This window comes from Kitasatospora sp. NEAU-CNBT7 (assembly GCF_057220535.1).
Genome location: NZ_JBXQQB010000004.1, coordinates 200,682 through 216,007 on the forward strand (window position 1 = coordinate 200,682; position 15,326 = coordinate 216,007).

The following is a 15,326-nucleotide window of genomic DNA, read 5'->3' on the forward strand; positions in this document are numbered from 1 at the left end:
CGCTCTCCGGGTCCGCGGCCGACGCCCCGACGGCGTCAGCCGCGGACCCGCTGGGTGACCGCGATGCAGCCCAGCACGGCCAGCGCGGCCACCGGCGCGGCCGGGGACGGCCGCTCCCCCAGCACCAGCACGGCCCAGCCCAGCGTCAGCAGCGGCTGGGCCAGCTGGAGCTGACTGGCCCTGGGCACCCCGATCGACGCCATGCCCCGGTACCAGAGCACGAACCCGCCGAACTGGGACACCCACGCCAGGTAGAGCAGGCCGGCCACCGCCTGCGGCCCGGCGTGCACCGGCTCCGCCGCCAGCGCGAACGCCGTCACCGGCACGGTCACCGGCAGCGCCGCCAGCACACCCCAGGCGATCACCTGCCAGCCCGGCATCCGCCGCGCCAGCCGGCCGCCCTCGGCGTACCCCGCCGCACACACCAGCAGCGCCGCGAACAGCAGCACATCGGCCAGGCCCAGCCCACCGTGGCTCTGCGTCACCGTGAAGGCCAGGACCGCCGCCGCCCCCGCCAGCGCCGCCCACCAGAACGCCCGGGCCGGCCGGGCGCCGCTGCGCAGCACCGCGAAGACGGCGGTGGCCAGCGGCAGCAGGCCGATCACCACGGCGGAGTGGGCGGCCGAGGAGATCTCCAGCGCGAGCGTGGTGAGCAGCGGGAACCCGACCACGCACCCCGCCGCGACCACCACCAGTCCGGCCCGGTCCGCGCGGCGGGGCAGCGGCGCCCTGGCGGCCAGCAGACAGCCGGCGGCGACCACGGCCGCCAGCACCCCGCGCAGACCGGTCGCGGTCCAGGGGCCGAACCCGTGCAGCGCCCAGACGGTCGCCGGGAAGCTGAAGGAGAAGGAGAGGACGGCGGTCGCGGCGAGCAGGGTACCGCCGACCGCCGTACCGCCGGGCGTGGTGCCGCCGAGCTCGGTACCGCCCACCGCAGTGCCGGGGACCGCTATCGCCATCGACCCGGTAGCGCTATCTTGTGCTGTCATGAACGAGCGTAGCAGCGGCGCGGAGCTGGCCGCCATCCTCCGCGGCGAGCTCAACCGCTACTCACCGGGTGAGAAGCTGCCGTCCAGCCGGGCCCTGATGGTGCGCCACCAGGTGAGCCCCGTGACGGTCTCCCGGGCCATCGCCGAGCTGGCCGCCCAGGGGCTGGTGGTCACCCGGCCCGGCGCCGGGGTGTTCCGCGCCGAGGCCGGGCCCGGCGCCGGCACGGAACACCCCGGCGGATCCGGCGGTACGGCGCCGCCCGACACCTCCTGGCAGGAGGTCGCGCTCAGCGCGGAGGCCGGGGTGCCGCCGAGCCGCAGCGCCGACGCCTCCGGGGTACTGGCCGCGCTCGCCCTCGCACCACCCGAAGTGGTCGATCTGAACAGCGGCTACCTGCACCCCGTGCTGCAACCCGAACGAGCGCTCGCCGCCGCCCTGGCCCGGGCCGGCCGCCGACCCGGCGCCTGGGAGCGGCCGCCGATCGACGGCCTGCCCGAGCTGCGCGCCTGGTTCGCCCGCGACATCGGCGGCGCCCTCACCGCGTCCGACGTGCTGATCACCGCCGGCGGCCAGAGCGCCCTGACCACGGCCCTGCGCTCGCTGGCCGCACCGGGGGCGCCCGTCCTGGTGGAGTCGCCGACCTACCCGGGCACGGTGGCCGTCGCCCGCGCCGCCGGGCTGCGGCCGGTCCCGGTACCGGTGGACGCGGACGGCCTGCGGACCGACCTGCTGGCCGACGCCTTCGCCGCCACCCGGGCCCGGGTGCTGGTCTGCCAGCCGCTGTTCCAGAACCCGACCGGCGCCGTGCTGTCCGAGGCCCGCCGGCCCGAGGTGCTGCGGATCGCCCGCGCGGCCGGCGCGTTCGTGGTGGAGGACGACTTCGCCCGGCGGCTGGTCCACGCCGACGCCCCCGCCCTGCCGGTCCCGCTCGCCGCCGAGGACCCCGACGGCGTGGTCGTGCACATCAGGTCGCTGACCAAACCGACCTCGCCGAGCCTGCGGGTGGGCGCGATCACCGCCCGCGGACCCGCCTACCAGCGGCTGCGCGCCGTCCAGGCGATGGACAGCTTCTTCGTCCCGCGCCCGCTCCAGGAGACCACCCTGGAACTGGTCGCCTCCCCCGCCTGGTCCCACCACCTGCGCACCCTGGCGGGCGCCCTGCACGAGCGCCGGCAGACCCTCGCCGTCGCCCTGCGGCAGCTGCTGCCCGACCTGCTGCCCGACCGGCTCCCGTACGGCGGCTACCACCTGTGGCTGCGGCTGCCCGACGGCCGGGACGACGGCGCGCTGGCCGCCGCCGCACTACGGGCGGGCGTGGCCGTCACCGCCGGCCGCGGGTACTTCACCGCCGAGGCGCCCGGGCCGCACCTGCGGCTCAGCTACGCGTGCGCGGACAGCCCCGAGCGGCTCACCGAGGGCGTACGGCGGCTCCACCGGGCGTACGGGGAGCCGCTCTGACGGGACGACGGCACGGGCGTCGGCGGCACGGGCGGGCCGGGCGGGCCGGGCGGCCGAGGCGGCCGACCAGGGGTGCGACCGGGCCGGTCGGGCGCGGGTCGGGGCCGGTCAGGGCCGATCAGGCGGTCCGCCAGGCGTCCGCGCACAGGGCGGTGGCCAGCTCCTCCCGGTAGCAGGACGCGGCGAGCCAGGCCAGCGCGAACGCCAGCGGGTCACCCTCCCGGAGCCGGCCGAAGACGTCGCGTTCGCGGTCGGCGGCCGCCGCGTACAGGGCCGCCAGCAGGTCGGCGGCGGTACCGAGGCCCGCCGCGCGCAGCCGGTCCGCCTCCGGCGCGGCCGGGCCGGGGGCGAGCGCGCGGCGGCCGGCCGTGACGGCCTGCTCCAGACGCCGGGTCAGCACCTCCACCGGGGGCTCCGGGACGGCACCGGCGGACGGCGGCGGCGCCGATTCCACCGGCTCCGGGGCGGACGGCAGGTCGGCCTGCTGGAGCCGTTCCAGACCGAGGCCGATCCGGCCCGCCCGGGCGTCCGGCAGCCGCAGACCCGCCGGGCCCGGCACCTGACCGGCCGCCAGCAGCCGCAGCCTCGGGTGGGCCGCCCGCTCCAGCCGGCCGATCACCCGCAGCCGCAGTCCCGGCACCGAGGCCAGCAGGGCCTGGTTGTCGCGGCACGGCAGCGCCGGGTGCGCGGCGGCCGGCGAGAGGGCCAGCGTCAGACCGGCGCAGTCGGCCAGGACCTCACCGGGCACCGGGCCGGGCCCGACCACCGTGACGTCCAGGAACAGCAGGTCCGCACCGGCCGGCCGGTCCTCCTCGGGCAGCCGGCCGGCCGCCAGCGCCCGGCGGGCCTGGGACGCCGCCGGCTCGGACCAGAGCGCCGCCGACGGCTGCTCGTGCCAGCCGGCACCGGCCGCCCGGACGGCCCGCACCTTCGCCCCGGCCCCCAGCCGGCCCGACTCCGTCCGGGTCGCCGACTGGACCACCAGCCCCGCCCGGGAGAACTCACGGTGGCTCAGCGAAGCGTCCCCCAGCCGCACCGGACGCGACCCGGCCGTCAGCGCGGCCTCGGCGGCGGCGTCGGCACCGGAGTGCGGGGTGACGTCGGAGACGGTGCTGAGCCGCCCGGCCGGGTCCACCGCCCAGGCCACCACGCCCGCGTGGGTCGCGGTCAGCACCGGCTCGGCGAACAGCCCGTACAGGCGCAGCCCGCCGCCTTCCCGGTAGGTCTGCCGGGCCGTACCGCGCAACCCGGCGGCGGGCGCCGGGCCGAGCAGCGCCGTGGTGACCTCCAGCAGCTCCCGCAGGACCGCCGCCAGGTCGGCGAGCCGGTGCTCGGCCTGCCGGGCCCGGGCGGCCCGCAGCCGGGTGGCCAGCGCGACGGCGAGCGCGGCCGGCCGGTGCAGGCCGAGCAGCCGCGCCTGGTGCGCCGCCCGCAGCACCTCGGCCTGCAGAACACCGCCCGCGCCGCCGATCCCGGCGGCGAGCACCTCGGCGGCGGCCGCCCGCAGCTGCCGCACCGCGTCTGCCTCACGCACGCTCAGCGGCGCGGGCGCGGCGGGGGGAGCGGGCGCGGCGGGGTCCCCCGGCTCCCCCGGCTCCCCTGGCGGCTCCGGCTGGTCCGGCTGGTCCGGCTGCTCCGGGTCACCCTGCTCACCCGGCGGCTCCGGGTCACCGGGCTGCGCGAGGTCGGCCGCGCTGACGGCGGCGGCCCGGTGCAGGCAGCCCGGCGCCAGCAGACAGCCGCAGCGGACATCGGCCGCCGAGGCGACCACGCCTCCGGGTGCGTGCAGGACCAGCTCGCTCTCCTCGTCGACCCTGATCCGCCAGTCGTCCCCGTCCCGGACGGCCGCCAGGCCGCCCAGCTTGGCGACCGCCCCGTCCAGCCGCTTGCGCAGCCTGGGCGTCAGACCGCCCACCACCTCGGCGGCCACCTCGGGCCGTACGGCGGGCAGGGTGCCGCCTCCGGTCATCGTTCCGGTCCCGGTCATCCGATCTTCTCCCCCACCCAGCGGGCCAGTTCCAACGGGCTCAGCGCGGCCACCGGCATCCCGGCGGCGACCAGCTGCCCGGCCACCGCCTTGGAGTACCGGGCCCGGCCGGTGTCGTCCAGGGCCGCGCAGCCGAGCAGGTGGCAGCCCTCGCCGACCAGCGCCCGGGTCTGCGCGAGCAGTCCGCCGACCGGGTAGCCCTCCTCGAAGTCGCTGATCACCGCGATCAGCGTGCGGGACGGCACCGTGACCAGCTCCCGCGCGTACGCCAGCCCGGCCGCGATGTGCGTGCCACCGCCGACCCGGACCTCCAGCAGCAGCCCGAGCGGGTCCGCCACCCGGCCGCTGAGGTCGGCCACCTCGGTGGAGAAGGCCACGAAGTGCGTCGTCAGGGACGGGACGCCCGCCAGGATCGCGGCCGTCATGGCGGCCCAGATGGTCGAGGGCTCCATCGAGCCGGAGACGTCCACCACCAGGATCAGGCGCCAGTCGGCGGACCTGGCCGCCCGGCTGCGGAACACCGGCCGCTCCGGCACCACCAGGGTGGTGCCGTCCGGGCCGGGGCGGGCGGTCGCCAGATTGGCGCGGATCGTCCGGTCGAGGTCGAGCGCGCCACCGGGACGGCGGCTCGGCCGCGGGACGGTGAGCCCGGTCAGGGCCGGACGCAAGGTCTGCGCCAGCTCCCGGGTCAGCTCCTCCACCAGCCGCCGCACCAGCGGCCGCAGGGCCGCCACCTTGGACTCGGGCAGGCCACCGGCGTGGTCCAGCACGGTCCGCAGCAGGTCCACGGAGGGCCGGACGCCCGCCGGGTCGAGGCTCGCCAGGACGTCGGAGCGCCCGTGCGCGGCGGCCGCCGCCAGGACCTCCTCGCGGATGCCGGGGCCGAACAGCGCGGCCAGCTCCTCGGACCACTCCCGCACCCCCGGGTACGGGGCCTCGCGGCCGCCACGGCCGCCCGGTGCGAGGTCGAGCCCGGCACCCTCGCCGCGGCCGTGACCGTACAGCTCGTCCAGCGCGGTGGCGAGCCGGCCGGCCGGGCCCGACGGCCGGCGGCTGCCGGGGCGGCCGAGCAGCAGCCGCCAGCGGTCGGCGGCGGCCAGCCGGTGCGAGGGCCCGGCGGGAACGCCGTCCGGCACCGGCGCCTGCACCCGGGGGCCGGCCGCCCCAAGGTCGGTGGTGCCGGCGGCGGGCAGCAGTCCCTTGGCGGCCAGTGCCTGCCGGGCAGCCAGGTCGGCCCTGGCCCAGGCACCGAGCACGGCGGGCGGCCGGTCGGCGGGGAGGGTGTCGACGTGCTCGCCGAGCTGCTCCTCGACCAGCGTCAGCAGCCGGTCCCGGGCGGCCGGGCTCAGCGCGTCGAATCCGCCGCGCAGGGCCGGCAGGCGGTCCAGGAAAGCGGTGTCGGGCAGCGCGGCCACCCGCTCAAGCAGCGGGGCGAGGGCGTCGGGCGCGCTGTCGAGCAGCCCCTCGGCCGCGGTCAGCAGACCGGTGAGCGCGCGGACCAGCGTGTGCCGGCGGTCGGCGTCGGTGGCGCCGTCCACCCAGGAGGCGACCCGGCCGCCGAGTTCACCGGCGGACCGCTCGCCCAGCAGCACCAGAACGGCCCCCGCGGCGCCCCGGACCAGCGGCGAACCCTGGTCGGCCAGCTGCCGCAGGGTGTGGCCCAGCCGCAGACCGCCCTGGCCGTGGGCCCGGCGGGCGAACTCCAGCAGCGCGTGGGCGTCCGCCGGGTCGTCGGAGCCGGCCAGGCCGTCGAGCCGGCCGACCGCGGCCGTGGTGAGCAGCACCGCGGTCGGCGCGGCGGCATCCGGGTGCGCCGGGCCGCTGCCCTCGGACGGGAAGTGACCGGCCGCCAGCTGGTCCACCAGGGCCAGGCCGGCCAGCAGTTCGGGCAGGCTGCCGGTGGCGGGCAGCACCTCGGCCAGCTGCTCCAGCCGCACCGCGGTGAGCGCGGCCAGCCCGCAGCCCGCCGCGTCGGCGAGACCGTCGATCACCTGACGGGCGGTCGGCCCGTCCGCCTCCCGCTCACGGCGCAGCCGCTCCCCGAGCGTGCCCTCGGCGGCCTGGGCGGCCGTCACCCCCCGGCTCCCGGCGACCGCCAGCATGGCCTGGACCGCCGGGGTCCAGCGCACCCGCCACCGGCTGCCGAGCGCCTCGGTGCCGCCCGCCCCGCCGGTGGCGACGCGCTCCCCGTACGGGACGCCGCAGACCTCGAGGCGGCGCAGCAACAGGGCGCGGCGGGCGTCCAGCGGGCTGCGCAGCGGGTCGAGCCGCAGGTCGCGCGGGGCCGCGTCGGCGCTGTCCGCGGGCCCGGGCAGGCCGAGTTCGGCGAGCTGGGCCTCGACGGCCGGGCCGAGTCCGCCGCGCGGGGCGGCGGGGGTCGGCCGGCCGGTGCGGGTGCCGACCAGGACCCGCTCCAGGGCGCGCGCCACCGCTCGGCCGCGGCCGAGCGGCTCGCCCTGGGCCAGCACCGTCCGGACGGCTTCGGCGAGTTCGCCGCGGCCGGGCGCGGGCAGTCCGCGCAGCCTCGCGAGGTCGCCGGCCAGCCGGACGATCTCCCGGGCGTCCGCCGGACCGGCCGGGTGGCCCTCGGCGCGCAGGCGCTCGCAGATCCGTACGGCCGTGCCGATCACGGCCTCCGCGAGGCGGTCCGGGTCGCCGCCGGCGCCGAGCACGGAGTGCTGCCACTCGGGGTCGCGGATGCCCGCCGGGTAGCCGGAACGGGAGTCCAGCAGCGGGTAGGTGTAGGGGATCAGCGAGACCACGTGGGTGCCGGGCGCCACCCCGGGTGCTTCCCCGGGCGCCGGCGCGGCGGGCGGCTGCGCACCGGGTGCCACTGCGCTCGTCGGGGCGGTGGGCGCCGCCCGGCCGGAGCCCGACAGGGCGGGGTGCGAGGGCCCGGCCGGCGCGAGCTCCGGCCGTCCCGCCGGGGGCTCGCCGTGGACCCCGGCGTCCGCCCGCGCGCCGGGGTCCGGCGACCCGGCACCCGGCTCGTCCGCCGCGCGCGTCCGCCCGGCCTCCGGCCCGCTGTGGGTGAGGTGGCCGTCACCGGCCGGCCCGGGCCGGTGGCCCGGCCCGGGCGCGGGCCCGGGCTGCAGCAGTGCGGGGGCGTGGAAGGCGCCGACCACGGCGGCGACCCGCCGGCCGTCGGCGCCGGCCTGCCGGATCCGCTCGCGCATCCACTCCTCCCGGCGCAGGTCGACCGGGTCGACGCCGCCGGACCGTTCGGCGTCCGCCCGCAGCGCCCAGCCGACCAGCAGCGCGGCGCGGCGCACCGCCTCCGGTGTGCTGCCGGGGGCGGGCGCCTCGACCAGGCGGTCCCACAGGTCCTCGCCGGGGCGGCCGGTGAGCCGCGTGCGCAGCGCGTCGGCGAGGCCCGGCGCCTCGGGGCCGGCGGCCCGGCGGTGCTCGGCCCGTTCGGCCAGCGGCAGGTCGCAGGCGACGGCGGGGACGCCGTGGGTGCGGGCCCAGCGCAGTGCGGCCAGCTCGGGCGAGAAGTCGGCGAACGGGTAGAACGCCGGGCCGGTGCCGTCCGGTTCGGGCCCGGCGGCGGCCAGGGCGACCGGGGCGCAGGTCCGCTCGTCCGCCAGCAGGCCGAGCCAGGGTTGGAACTCGGCGGGCAGCTCGACCAGCAGCACCTCGGGCCGGGCCGCGTCGAGCAGGTCGGGCAGCACGGCGGCGATCGAGGGCGCGTGGTGGCGCACCCCGACCAGGTACGGCCCCGGGGCGCCCAGGCCGGCGGCGGCGAGGCGGTCGGCCTCGGCCACCACCCGCGGGCGGACGTCGGTGGTCACCGCGGTCAGCCCTCCAGTACCGGGCGCAGGTCCCACAGGGTGCGCCAGGTCGCGGCGCCCTGCTCGGCGCGGCGGCGCACCGGACCGTCCCAGTAGCCGAGCAGCCGGGCCGCGTCGCCCGGGTCGTCCTTGCGGACCACGCCGATCAGCTGGCCGGGCAGGCCGCCGAGCGGGTCGCCGCCGGCGTCCAGGTAGGCCGCCGAGACGCCGAGCGAGGTGGCCACCGAGACCGCCTCGGCGGTGCTCATCACGGTGGACGGCCGCTCCACGTCCCAGCCCTCGACCGAGCGTCCGGTGCGCAGGTCGCGGAAGGCGGTGACCAGGGCCTCCAGCACGGTGTCGTCGACGCCGTAGGCCGCTCCGGCCCGGGCCACGGCGGCCGTGGACTGGCGGCGGACCAGCTCGATCTCGGCGGCGAGGTCGCCGATCGGGCCGACCGTCTCGAAGTTGAAGCGCCGCTTGAGCGCCGCGGACATCTCGGAGACGCCCTTGTCCCGCAGGTTGGCGGTGGCGATCAGGGTGAAGCCCGGCGCCGCGTGCAGCTGGGCGTCGGCGCTGCCGGCCAGTTCGGGCACCGCGATCCGCCGCTCGGACAGCAGCGAGACCAGCGCGTCCTGCACCTCGGGCAGGCAGCGGGTGACCTCCTCGACCCGGGCGACCGCGCCGGTGGTCATCGCGGTCAGCACCGGCGACGGCACCAGGGCCTCCCGGCTGGGGCCCTTGGCCAGCAGCAGGGCGTAGTTCCAGCCGTACTTGAGCTGGTCCTCGGTGGTGCCCGCGGTGCCCTGGACGGTGAGCGCGCTGCTGCCGCACACGGCGGCGGCCAGCAGCTCGGAGAGCATCGACTTGGCGGTGCCCGGCTCGCCGACCAGCAGCAGGCCGCGCTCGCCCGCGAGGGTCACCACGCAGCGTTCGACCAGCGCGCGGTCGCCGACGAACTTCGGCTCGATCAGCAGGCCGCGCCGGCCCTGCTTGAGCTTCTCGCCGTCGCTGCCGAGCACGAAGGTGACCACGGCCCGCGGGGTGAGCCGCCAGCCGGGCGGGCGCGGGCCGTCGTCGTACCCGGCGAGGAACTCCAGCTCGGCGGCGTACCGCTGCTCGGGCGGGACGACCTGACGGTCCGGGAGGCTGGTGCTGGTCATCGGGGTCCCTTCGAACGGGTGGTGGTGGTGCGCAGCTGCTCGTAGCCGGGGCGGTCGCCGTCGGCGATCCGCTGCCAGGCCCGGGCGAACAGCTCGGGGGCGGGCAGCGGCGGGACGACCGGCCGGCCGGCCGTGATCGGGTAGAGGCCGGCCTTCCAGGTCTCCACGGGCAGGCCGGGCGCCTTGGACTCCTGCCAGCCGCCGGGCAGGAACAGGGTCCGCCCGGCCCTGGCCCGCTTGGCCTGAAGGACCAGGTCGGTGGCGGCCAGTTCGGCCCGGGCCCGCTTCAGCCGGGCCGGCTTCCAGCCGGTCCAGCGGGCGGTGTTGCGGTCGGTCGGGTCGGGCAGGGCGAGGATCTGCAGGTAGAGCGCGGCGGCGTCGTCACCGAGGCCGTACGCCTGCGTCGCCTGCGCGACCAGCGCGGGGGCGCTGCGCTGCGGGTCCTGCGGGTGGCCCGGCGGCTCGTCGGCGGCGCAGCCGTCGGTGACCAGCCGCTCGATCGCGTCGCCGAGCAGGGCCCGCAGCGCGGGCAGGACCTGGTCGGTGAAGTGGCCGGCGGACAGGCCTTCCAGGAGGGCGAGTTGCGGGTCGTCCGGGCCGGTCAGCGCGGCGGTCCGCAGGTACGGCAGCTCGCCGCGGGCGTCGGGGGCCAGCACCAGTGCCTCGCCGACCGCGACCAGGCCGTCGGGGCCTGCCCCGCCGTGCTCGGGCAGCCCGGCCGCCTCCCTCAGCTGGGCGGCGAGCGTCCGGTTCCACACCCGGGGGGCGGCGTCCACCGACAGCAGCAGGCCGGGGTCGGCCAGCCGCTGCCGCAGCGCGGCCAGGGCCCGGGGCAGCAGCGGGCGCAGCGGGTCGCCGTACGGCAGGTGGTGGGCGAGCCGGTGCAGCGCGTCGACGGATTCGGCGAGCCGCCGGCCGCCGGGCAGCACCCGCGGCTGCTCGGCGACCAGCACCGGGACGCCGTCGACGGTCCGGATCCGCTGGCCGGTGGTGCGGGCGATCCACGGGGTGGTGGACCAGTTGAGCACCGCTTCGACCGCCTTGACGGGCACGGTCGTGAGCGCGGCCTGCGCCTCCTCGGAGAGGGTGGTGAGCCGGCCGCGCCGGGCCAGCCACTGCTCGGCGGCCGGGCCGACGGCCGGGCCGGTGCTCCACAGGTCGGCGGGGTCGGCGGGCAGCAGCGCGGCGCGGATCGACTCCAGCAGCGGCCGGTGGAGCTCGCGGACCCAGGGACCGGCGAGCCGGGCCTGTGCAGGGGTGAGCCCGAGCAGGGCCAGGCCGTCGGCGGTGGCCTGCTCGTCCCAGGACCAGCCGAGCAGGCCGCCGGGGGCGCCGACGATCAGGGCCGCGCGGGAGCGGCCGACCCCGGTGGCGGCGTCGAACCGCTCGGCGAGGGTGTGGTCCCAGGTGATCGGCCCGCGCTCGCGCAGCAGCGCCGTGAAGGCCGCCACCCACGCGCCGGACAGCTCGTCCACCACCCGCTGGTCCCCGGCCAGGCCGAGGTCGGCGACGGCGGTGAACTCACCGGACGGGTCGTGGTCGAGGGCCCGCCAGTGCCGCTCGTCCGCGGACTGCTGGTGGTGCTGGCCGCCGACGATCAGGACGGTGCGCCCGCCGTTGCGGAGCACCTGGCCGACCCGGAGCCGGGTGAGGTCGTTGCCCTTCGGCGGGAGCTTCTCGACCAGCCGCACCACCCGCAGTTCGGGGCCGCGGTCGGCGAGCCAGCCGCCGGCCAGCTCGTCCAGCAGCAGGGCCAGGGTGGCCCGCTCGGCGTCCCCGGTGGCGGCGGTGGCCGCGCCGACCGCGAACTGCGTGGTCCGGCCGAGCAGGTGGAGCCAGCCCTGGTACTCGGGGCCGCCGGGCAGGCTCAGCGCCCGGTCGTCCCTGGTCCAGCCGTCCCGCCAGGCGGACGAGTCGGCCGGCGGGCCGGCGGTGAGCAGCGTGGTGACGGCGCGCAGGCCGTTCAGCACGCGCCAGCGCGGTTCGGTGCTCCCGCCGCGGTCGGAGCCCAGGTCGGAGTAGGTGCCGAGGACGCCGCCGACGGCCGCGCGCAGCTGTGCGTCGCTCCCGTGCTGCGGCCGGTGGGCGGGTACCGGGGCGGCGGCCCGGCCGCCCTCCTCGGCGGAGGACGGGCGCGGGGCGAAACGGACGGCGCGGACGGCGAGTTCGACGGCCGCCTTGGCCTGGCCGGCGACCCCGGCGGCCAGCAGCGGATGGGCCAGCGCGGGCAGGACCGCGGCGACCGCCCCGACCGGGACGGCGGCGCGGGCCCGCTGCCCGGCCACCCGTCGCCGCACGCCGCGGACCGTCAGGTGCTCGGCCTGGGCGGGCGGGGTGTCCTCGGGACCGTCGACCGGCCAGGCCGCGTCGAACAGCTCGGCCGCCTGACCGTCGGTCAGCGCACGCAGCAGCGCGGAGCCCTCCGCGTCGCGCGGGCGCAGGACGTGCCAGTGGTCGACCGGGAGCACCAGCGGGGTACCGGCCGCGTCCGTGCCCGGGTTCTGCAGGGGGGTGAGTGCGGCGAGCACCTCGGCGCGGGCTCCGGTGCCCTCGCCCGGCAGCAGGACCAGGCCGTGGTCGCGGCGGGCGAGGGTCAGTGCCGCGCCACCGGGCAGCTCGATCCGGCCGAGCGGCCGGCGGTCGCCGTCGACGGGCAGCACGGCGGTCCGGCCGTCGGGGCCGTACGCCGTCACCCGGCCGCCGTGGGTGCGGATCCAGCCGCCGAGCACGGCGCCGTCGGTGCCGAGCGGGCTGCCGGCCAGGCCGGGGAGCAGCGGCAGCAGCCGGGAGTGCTCGTGGTCGAGCGCGCCCTCGCCGCCGGCCAGCCGCGGCGGGGTGCCGGCCCGCCCGTGGTGACCGGTGGCCGGGTCGTACTCCACGAGCGCGTACCCGCCGGCGGTGGACCGCACCCAGTGGCCGGTGCCGTCGCCCAGCACCTGCTGGCTGCCGGGCAGTTCGGTGTCGCCCGGGTGCAGGACGCGGCCGCCGGTGGCCCGGCCGCCGCCGGGCAGCGGGATCGAGGCGGGCGGGTCGTGGTGGAACGGCTGGTAGCCGACCGCCCAGGCGCCGGTCAGCCGGAACACCCGTTCGGGGCTGCCGGACCAGTAGGCGTGCTGCTCGCCGTCCTCGTACCAGATCACCAGCAGCTCACCGTCGACGAACCGCAACCGGGGCTGACCCCAGTGGCCGGTGGCCTTCGGCACCCGCAGGTCGTGCTCCAGCAGGACGCCCTCGGGGCCGACCACGACGGCCTTGCGGCCGCGGTGCAGGATCAGCGCCGGCCAGGCCTCGTCGACCTGCAGACCGTCCCGGCGGACCGTGCCGAGGGTGCTGCCCGGCGGCGGCGCGTCGTAGCCCAGACGGCCGAGCGCCTCCTCCAGGGCGGGCCAGCCGAGCTCGTCCAGGATGCCGGCGCGCAGGGTGCGGGCCAGCAGGGCGGGGACGTCCAGGGCCGCGATCCGTTCGGCGGCCGCCGGGTTGACCTCGCGGACGCCGCCGCGGACGGTGCCGAGCAGGCGCAGCAGCTCGTCCGCGCCGGCCAGGCCGGTGGCCGCGTGCAGCTCGGCGGCGCGGTCGTCGGCCCACTCGGCGAACAGCTCGCGCAGCACCGGCAGACCGTTCGCCCCCGGGCCGCTCCAGGCGCCGGGGACGGCCGCCTTGAGCAGCGGGCGGTACCGCCCGTCGGCGGCGACCGCCGCCAGGTCCCGGCGGCCGGCCACGCCGTGCGCCAGCCAGCCCGCCAGCGACAGGTCGAGCCGGGCGGGCGGGTCGGCGACCGGGACCTGCCCGGCGAGCAGCAGGTCGAGCAGGCTGAGCTGGGTGGCGTGGGAGTGCCCGGTGCCGTACACGGCGACGGGCTCGCCCTCCGCGCGCAGCCGTTCGGCCATCCGGGCGGCCAGCTCCAGCGTCGGCAGGGAGGCCTCGCGGGTCTGCCAGCCGCGGTTGAGATGGGCGGTCCAGCGCTCGAGCCAGCGGGCGGCCGGCTCGTCGAGCCGCACCTGCGGGTCCGTCAGCAGTTCCTCGGCGCCGCTCTCGGCCAGCAGGTGCAGCCAGACCTCGTCGAACGCGTGGTCGGCGGCGGCGGGCAGGATCTCCAGCAGCCGCAGCCGGACGGTCTCCTCGCGCCGGGCCAGCCCGGTCAGCGCGGACCGGGAGGCCTTCCAGAACGCGCCCGGCGCGCGGCCGATCGCCGGCGAGGCGATCAGCTCGGCGAGCAGCGCCTGCTCCTCCTGCGCCTGGTCCAGCCCGGCCGCCCTGATCAGCGTGCGGGCGTCCTCGGCCAGGCCCGCGTACGGTGCCATCCCGGCGGCGGACCGCTCGGCGCACAGCCGGCGGAAGCGCTGCCACGCCGTCGGACCGCCGAGCCGGGCCGCCAAGTCCTTGACGTACTGGCGCAGAGCCTTCACGGTCAGCGCGCCGGCCAGCGCGAACTCCAGGAAGACCGCGCGCAGCCGCTCCTCGTCGATCTCCAGGCCGAAGGTGCGTTCCGCCTCGCGGGCGCGGCCGAACCACGTCCCGGCGGACGCCTGGTTGCCCTGGGCCAGGAAGATCCGGGCGACCTGCTCGCAGTACGTCGGCAGGAAGTGCGGCACGGCCCGCCCGAGGCGGTCGGCCAGCTCCTCGAAACCCTCCTTGGCGGCCTTCGGCTTGGCGGCCACCTGCCGGGTCGGCCGCTCCATCTCCTTGACCACGGCGAGCGCGTGGTGGCCGTTGGCCGGGTCGTTGACCAGGGCCCACGCGGGGAAGCCGAGCGCCTCCCGCCGGACCTGCCCCACCTCGACGGGCGGCGCGTCGGCGCTCAGGCCGAGGAACTCCAGAGCCGCGTCCTCGGCGCCGCCGAGCAGCCCCGGCACCAGCCGGACCACCAGGCGGTCGTCCAGCACCGGATGGCGGTAGCCGCGGGCCGTCAGGACGTCCGCGGCGCTGTCGGGGCCGCCGGCGCCGGACAGCGTCCCGACCGGCAGTACGGCGCCCGCGTCGAGCAGCCGCTCGCCGTCCCGGGCGGTGTCCTGATCCTTGGTGTGCCCGGCGCTCATGCCGACTCCTCCCCTTCGACCGTGCGGCCGGCGTGCAGCGCGGCAGCCATCCGCATCCCCTCCGACCAGGCCACCGGCCCGACCTCCCGCAACGGCACCTGACGGCCGTCCGGACCGGCCCAGCTCAACGGGCCCGTCTCGCACTCGTCGTACTCGTAGTAGTCCCCCACCCAGACCCGGGCCTCCAGCAGCCGGCCGCCCTCCACCACCGACACCACCGCGGACCCGCCGCGGACCCGGTACCCCAGCCGCGCACAGCGGCCGACCAGTTCGCGCAACTCCCCGTACCGGGCGCCCGCGTACGTGTCGCACTCGACGGCCTTCGCGGCCAGGTCGGCCGGACGCGGCCACACCTCGCGGTGCAGTTGCTGCACCCGCTGGGCGACCCCGAGCTCCACCGCGAACTCCCGCAGGTCCGCCAGGTCCTCCAGCAGCGCCGGATGCGGGATCAGCACCTCGACGCCGGACAGCCGGACGGTGTCACCGTCCAGATCCACCACGCCGACGCCGCGGTCCCGGTCGGCGCCGCGCAGGAAACCGGCCGTCCCGTCCTGCGGGTCGGTGACCACCAGATCGCGCAGCACCGACTGCCAGGCGGGGTCCGGCCAGACGGCCGCGAGCACGGCGGCGGGCACCGGCAGCGAACGGATCATCCACCGCTCGACCGTGCCCAGGCACTCCTGCTCGTGGCCCTCCAGCCACTCGGCGAGCCGCCGCAGACGGCTCAGCGCGGGGTCGTCCTTGAGCTTCCCCGGCACCGATTTCAGCTGCCGCCCGGCCGCGTTGCGGCACACGACCTTCCGGTCGGAGTCAAGGGCGATCTCGTAGTCGCCCGCTGTAACCCACCCCACGGCGCTGCCTCCCAGCTGCGGTTTCCTCCGGCTGGCACAGAACGTAACGACCCGCACTGACAATCGACCGA

7 protein-coding genes are annotated in these 15,326 nt (G+C 78.5%); 1 reads left to right on the plus strand and 6 read right to left on the minus strand.

From position 1 onward, the window contains the following. Positions 1-35: 35 nt before the first annotated feature. Positions 36-989 (minus strand): DMT family transporter, encoded by a 954-nt coding sequence (locus tag AC2TEW_RS07665; RefSeq protein ID WP_484622578.1) that lies wholly within the window; start codon positions 987-989, stop codon positions 36-38. Here AC2TEW_RS07665 and AC2TEW_RS07670 point away from each other — a divergent pair. Further along, the gene (locus AC2TEW_RS07670; RefSeq protein ID WP_484622579.1) at positions 988-2,448 is read left to right on the plus strand and encodes an aminotransferase-like domain-containing protein; all 1,461 of its coding nucleotides are present in this window, start codon (positions 988-990) and stop codon (positions 2,446-2,448) included. The two genes, AC2TEW_RS07665 and AC2TEW_RS07670, sit on opposite strands and share 2 nt — an antisense overlap. 118 nt (positions 2,449-2,566) lie before the next feature. Here the strand turns inward: AC2TEW_RS07670 and AC2TEW_RS07675 are convergent, their stop codons facing one another. The 5 genes from AC2TEW_RS07675 to AC2TEW_RS07695 are packed head-to-tail and all read right to left on the minus strand — an operon-like array spanning position 2,567 to position 15,255. Further along, positions 2,567-4,435 carry a hypothetical protein gene (locus AC2TEW_RS07675; RefSeq protein ID WP_484622580.1) on the minus strand — a complete coding sequence of 623 codons (1,869 nt, stop codon included), beginning with the start codon at positions 4,433-4,435 and terminating at the stop codon, positions 2,567-2,569. Beyond that, positions 4,432-8,226: a DUF5682 family protein gene (locus tag AC2TEW_RS07680; RefSeq protein ID WP_484622581.1), complete on the minus strand. Its 3,795-nt coding sequence runs from the start codon at positions 8,224-8,226 to the stop codon at positions 4,432-4,434. The genes AC2TEW_RS07675 and AC2TEW_RS07680 overlap by 4 nt, the downstream gene beginning before the upstream one ends. A gap of 5 nt (positions 8,227-8,231) precedes the next feature. Further along, positions 8,232-9,368, minus strand: coding sequence for an ATP-binding protein (locus AC2TEW_RS07685; protein WP_484622582.1), 1,137 nt, complete (start codon positions 9,366-9,368; stop codon positions 8,232-8,234). After that, positions 9,365-14,404 carry a hypothetical protein gene (locus AC2TEW_RS07690; protein WP_484622583.1) on the minus strand — a complete coding sequence of 1,680 codons (5,040 nt, stop codon included), beginning with the start codon at positions 14,402-14,404 and terminating at the stop codon, positions 9,365-9,367. The genes AC2TEW_RS07685 and AC2TEW_RS07690 overlap by 4 nt, the downstream gene beginning before the upstream one ends. Next, complete coding sequence (locus tag AC2TEW_RS07695; RefSeq protein WP_484622584.1) at positions 14,401-15,255, minus strand: DUF4132 domain-containing protein; 855 nt, start codon at positions 15,253-15,255, stop codon at positions 14,401-14,403. Before AC2TEW_RS07695 ends, AC2TEW_RS07690 begins: the two co-directional genes overlap by 4 nt. Positions 15,256-15,326: the final 71 nt, after the last annotated feature.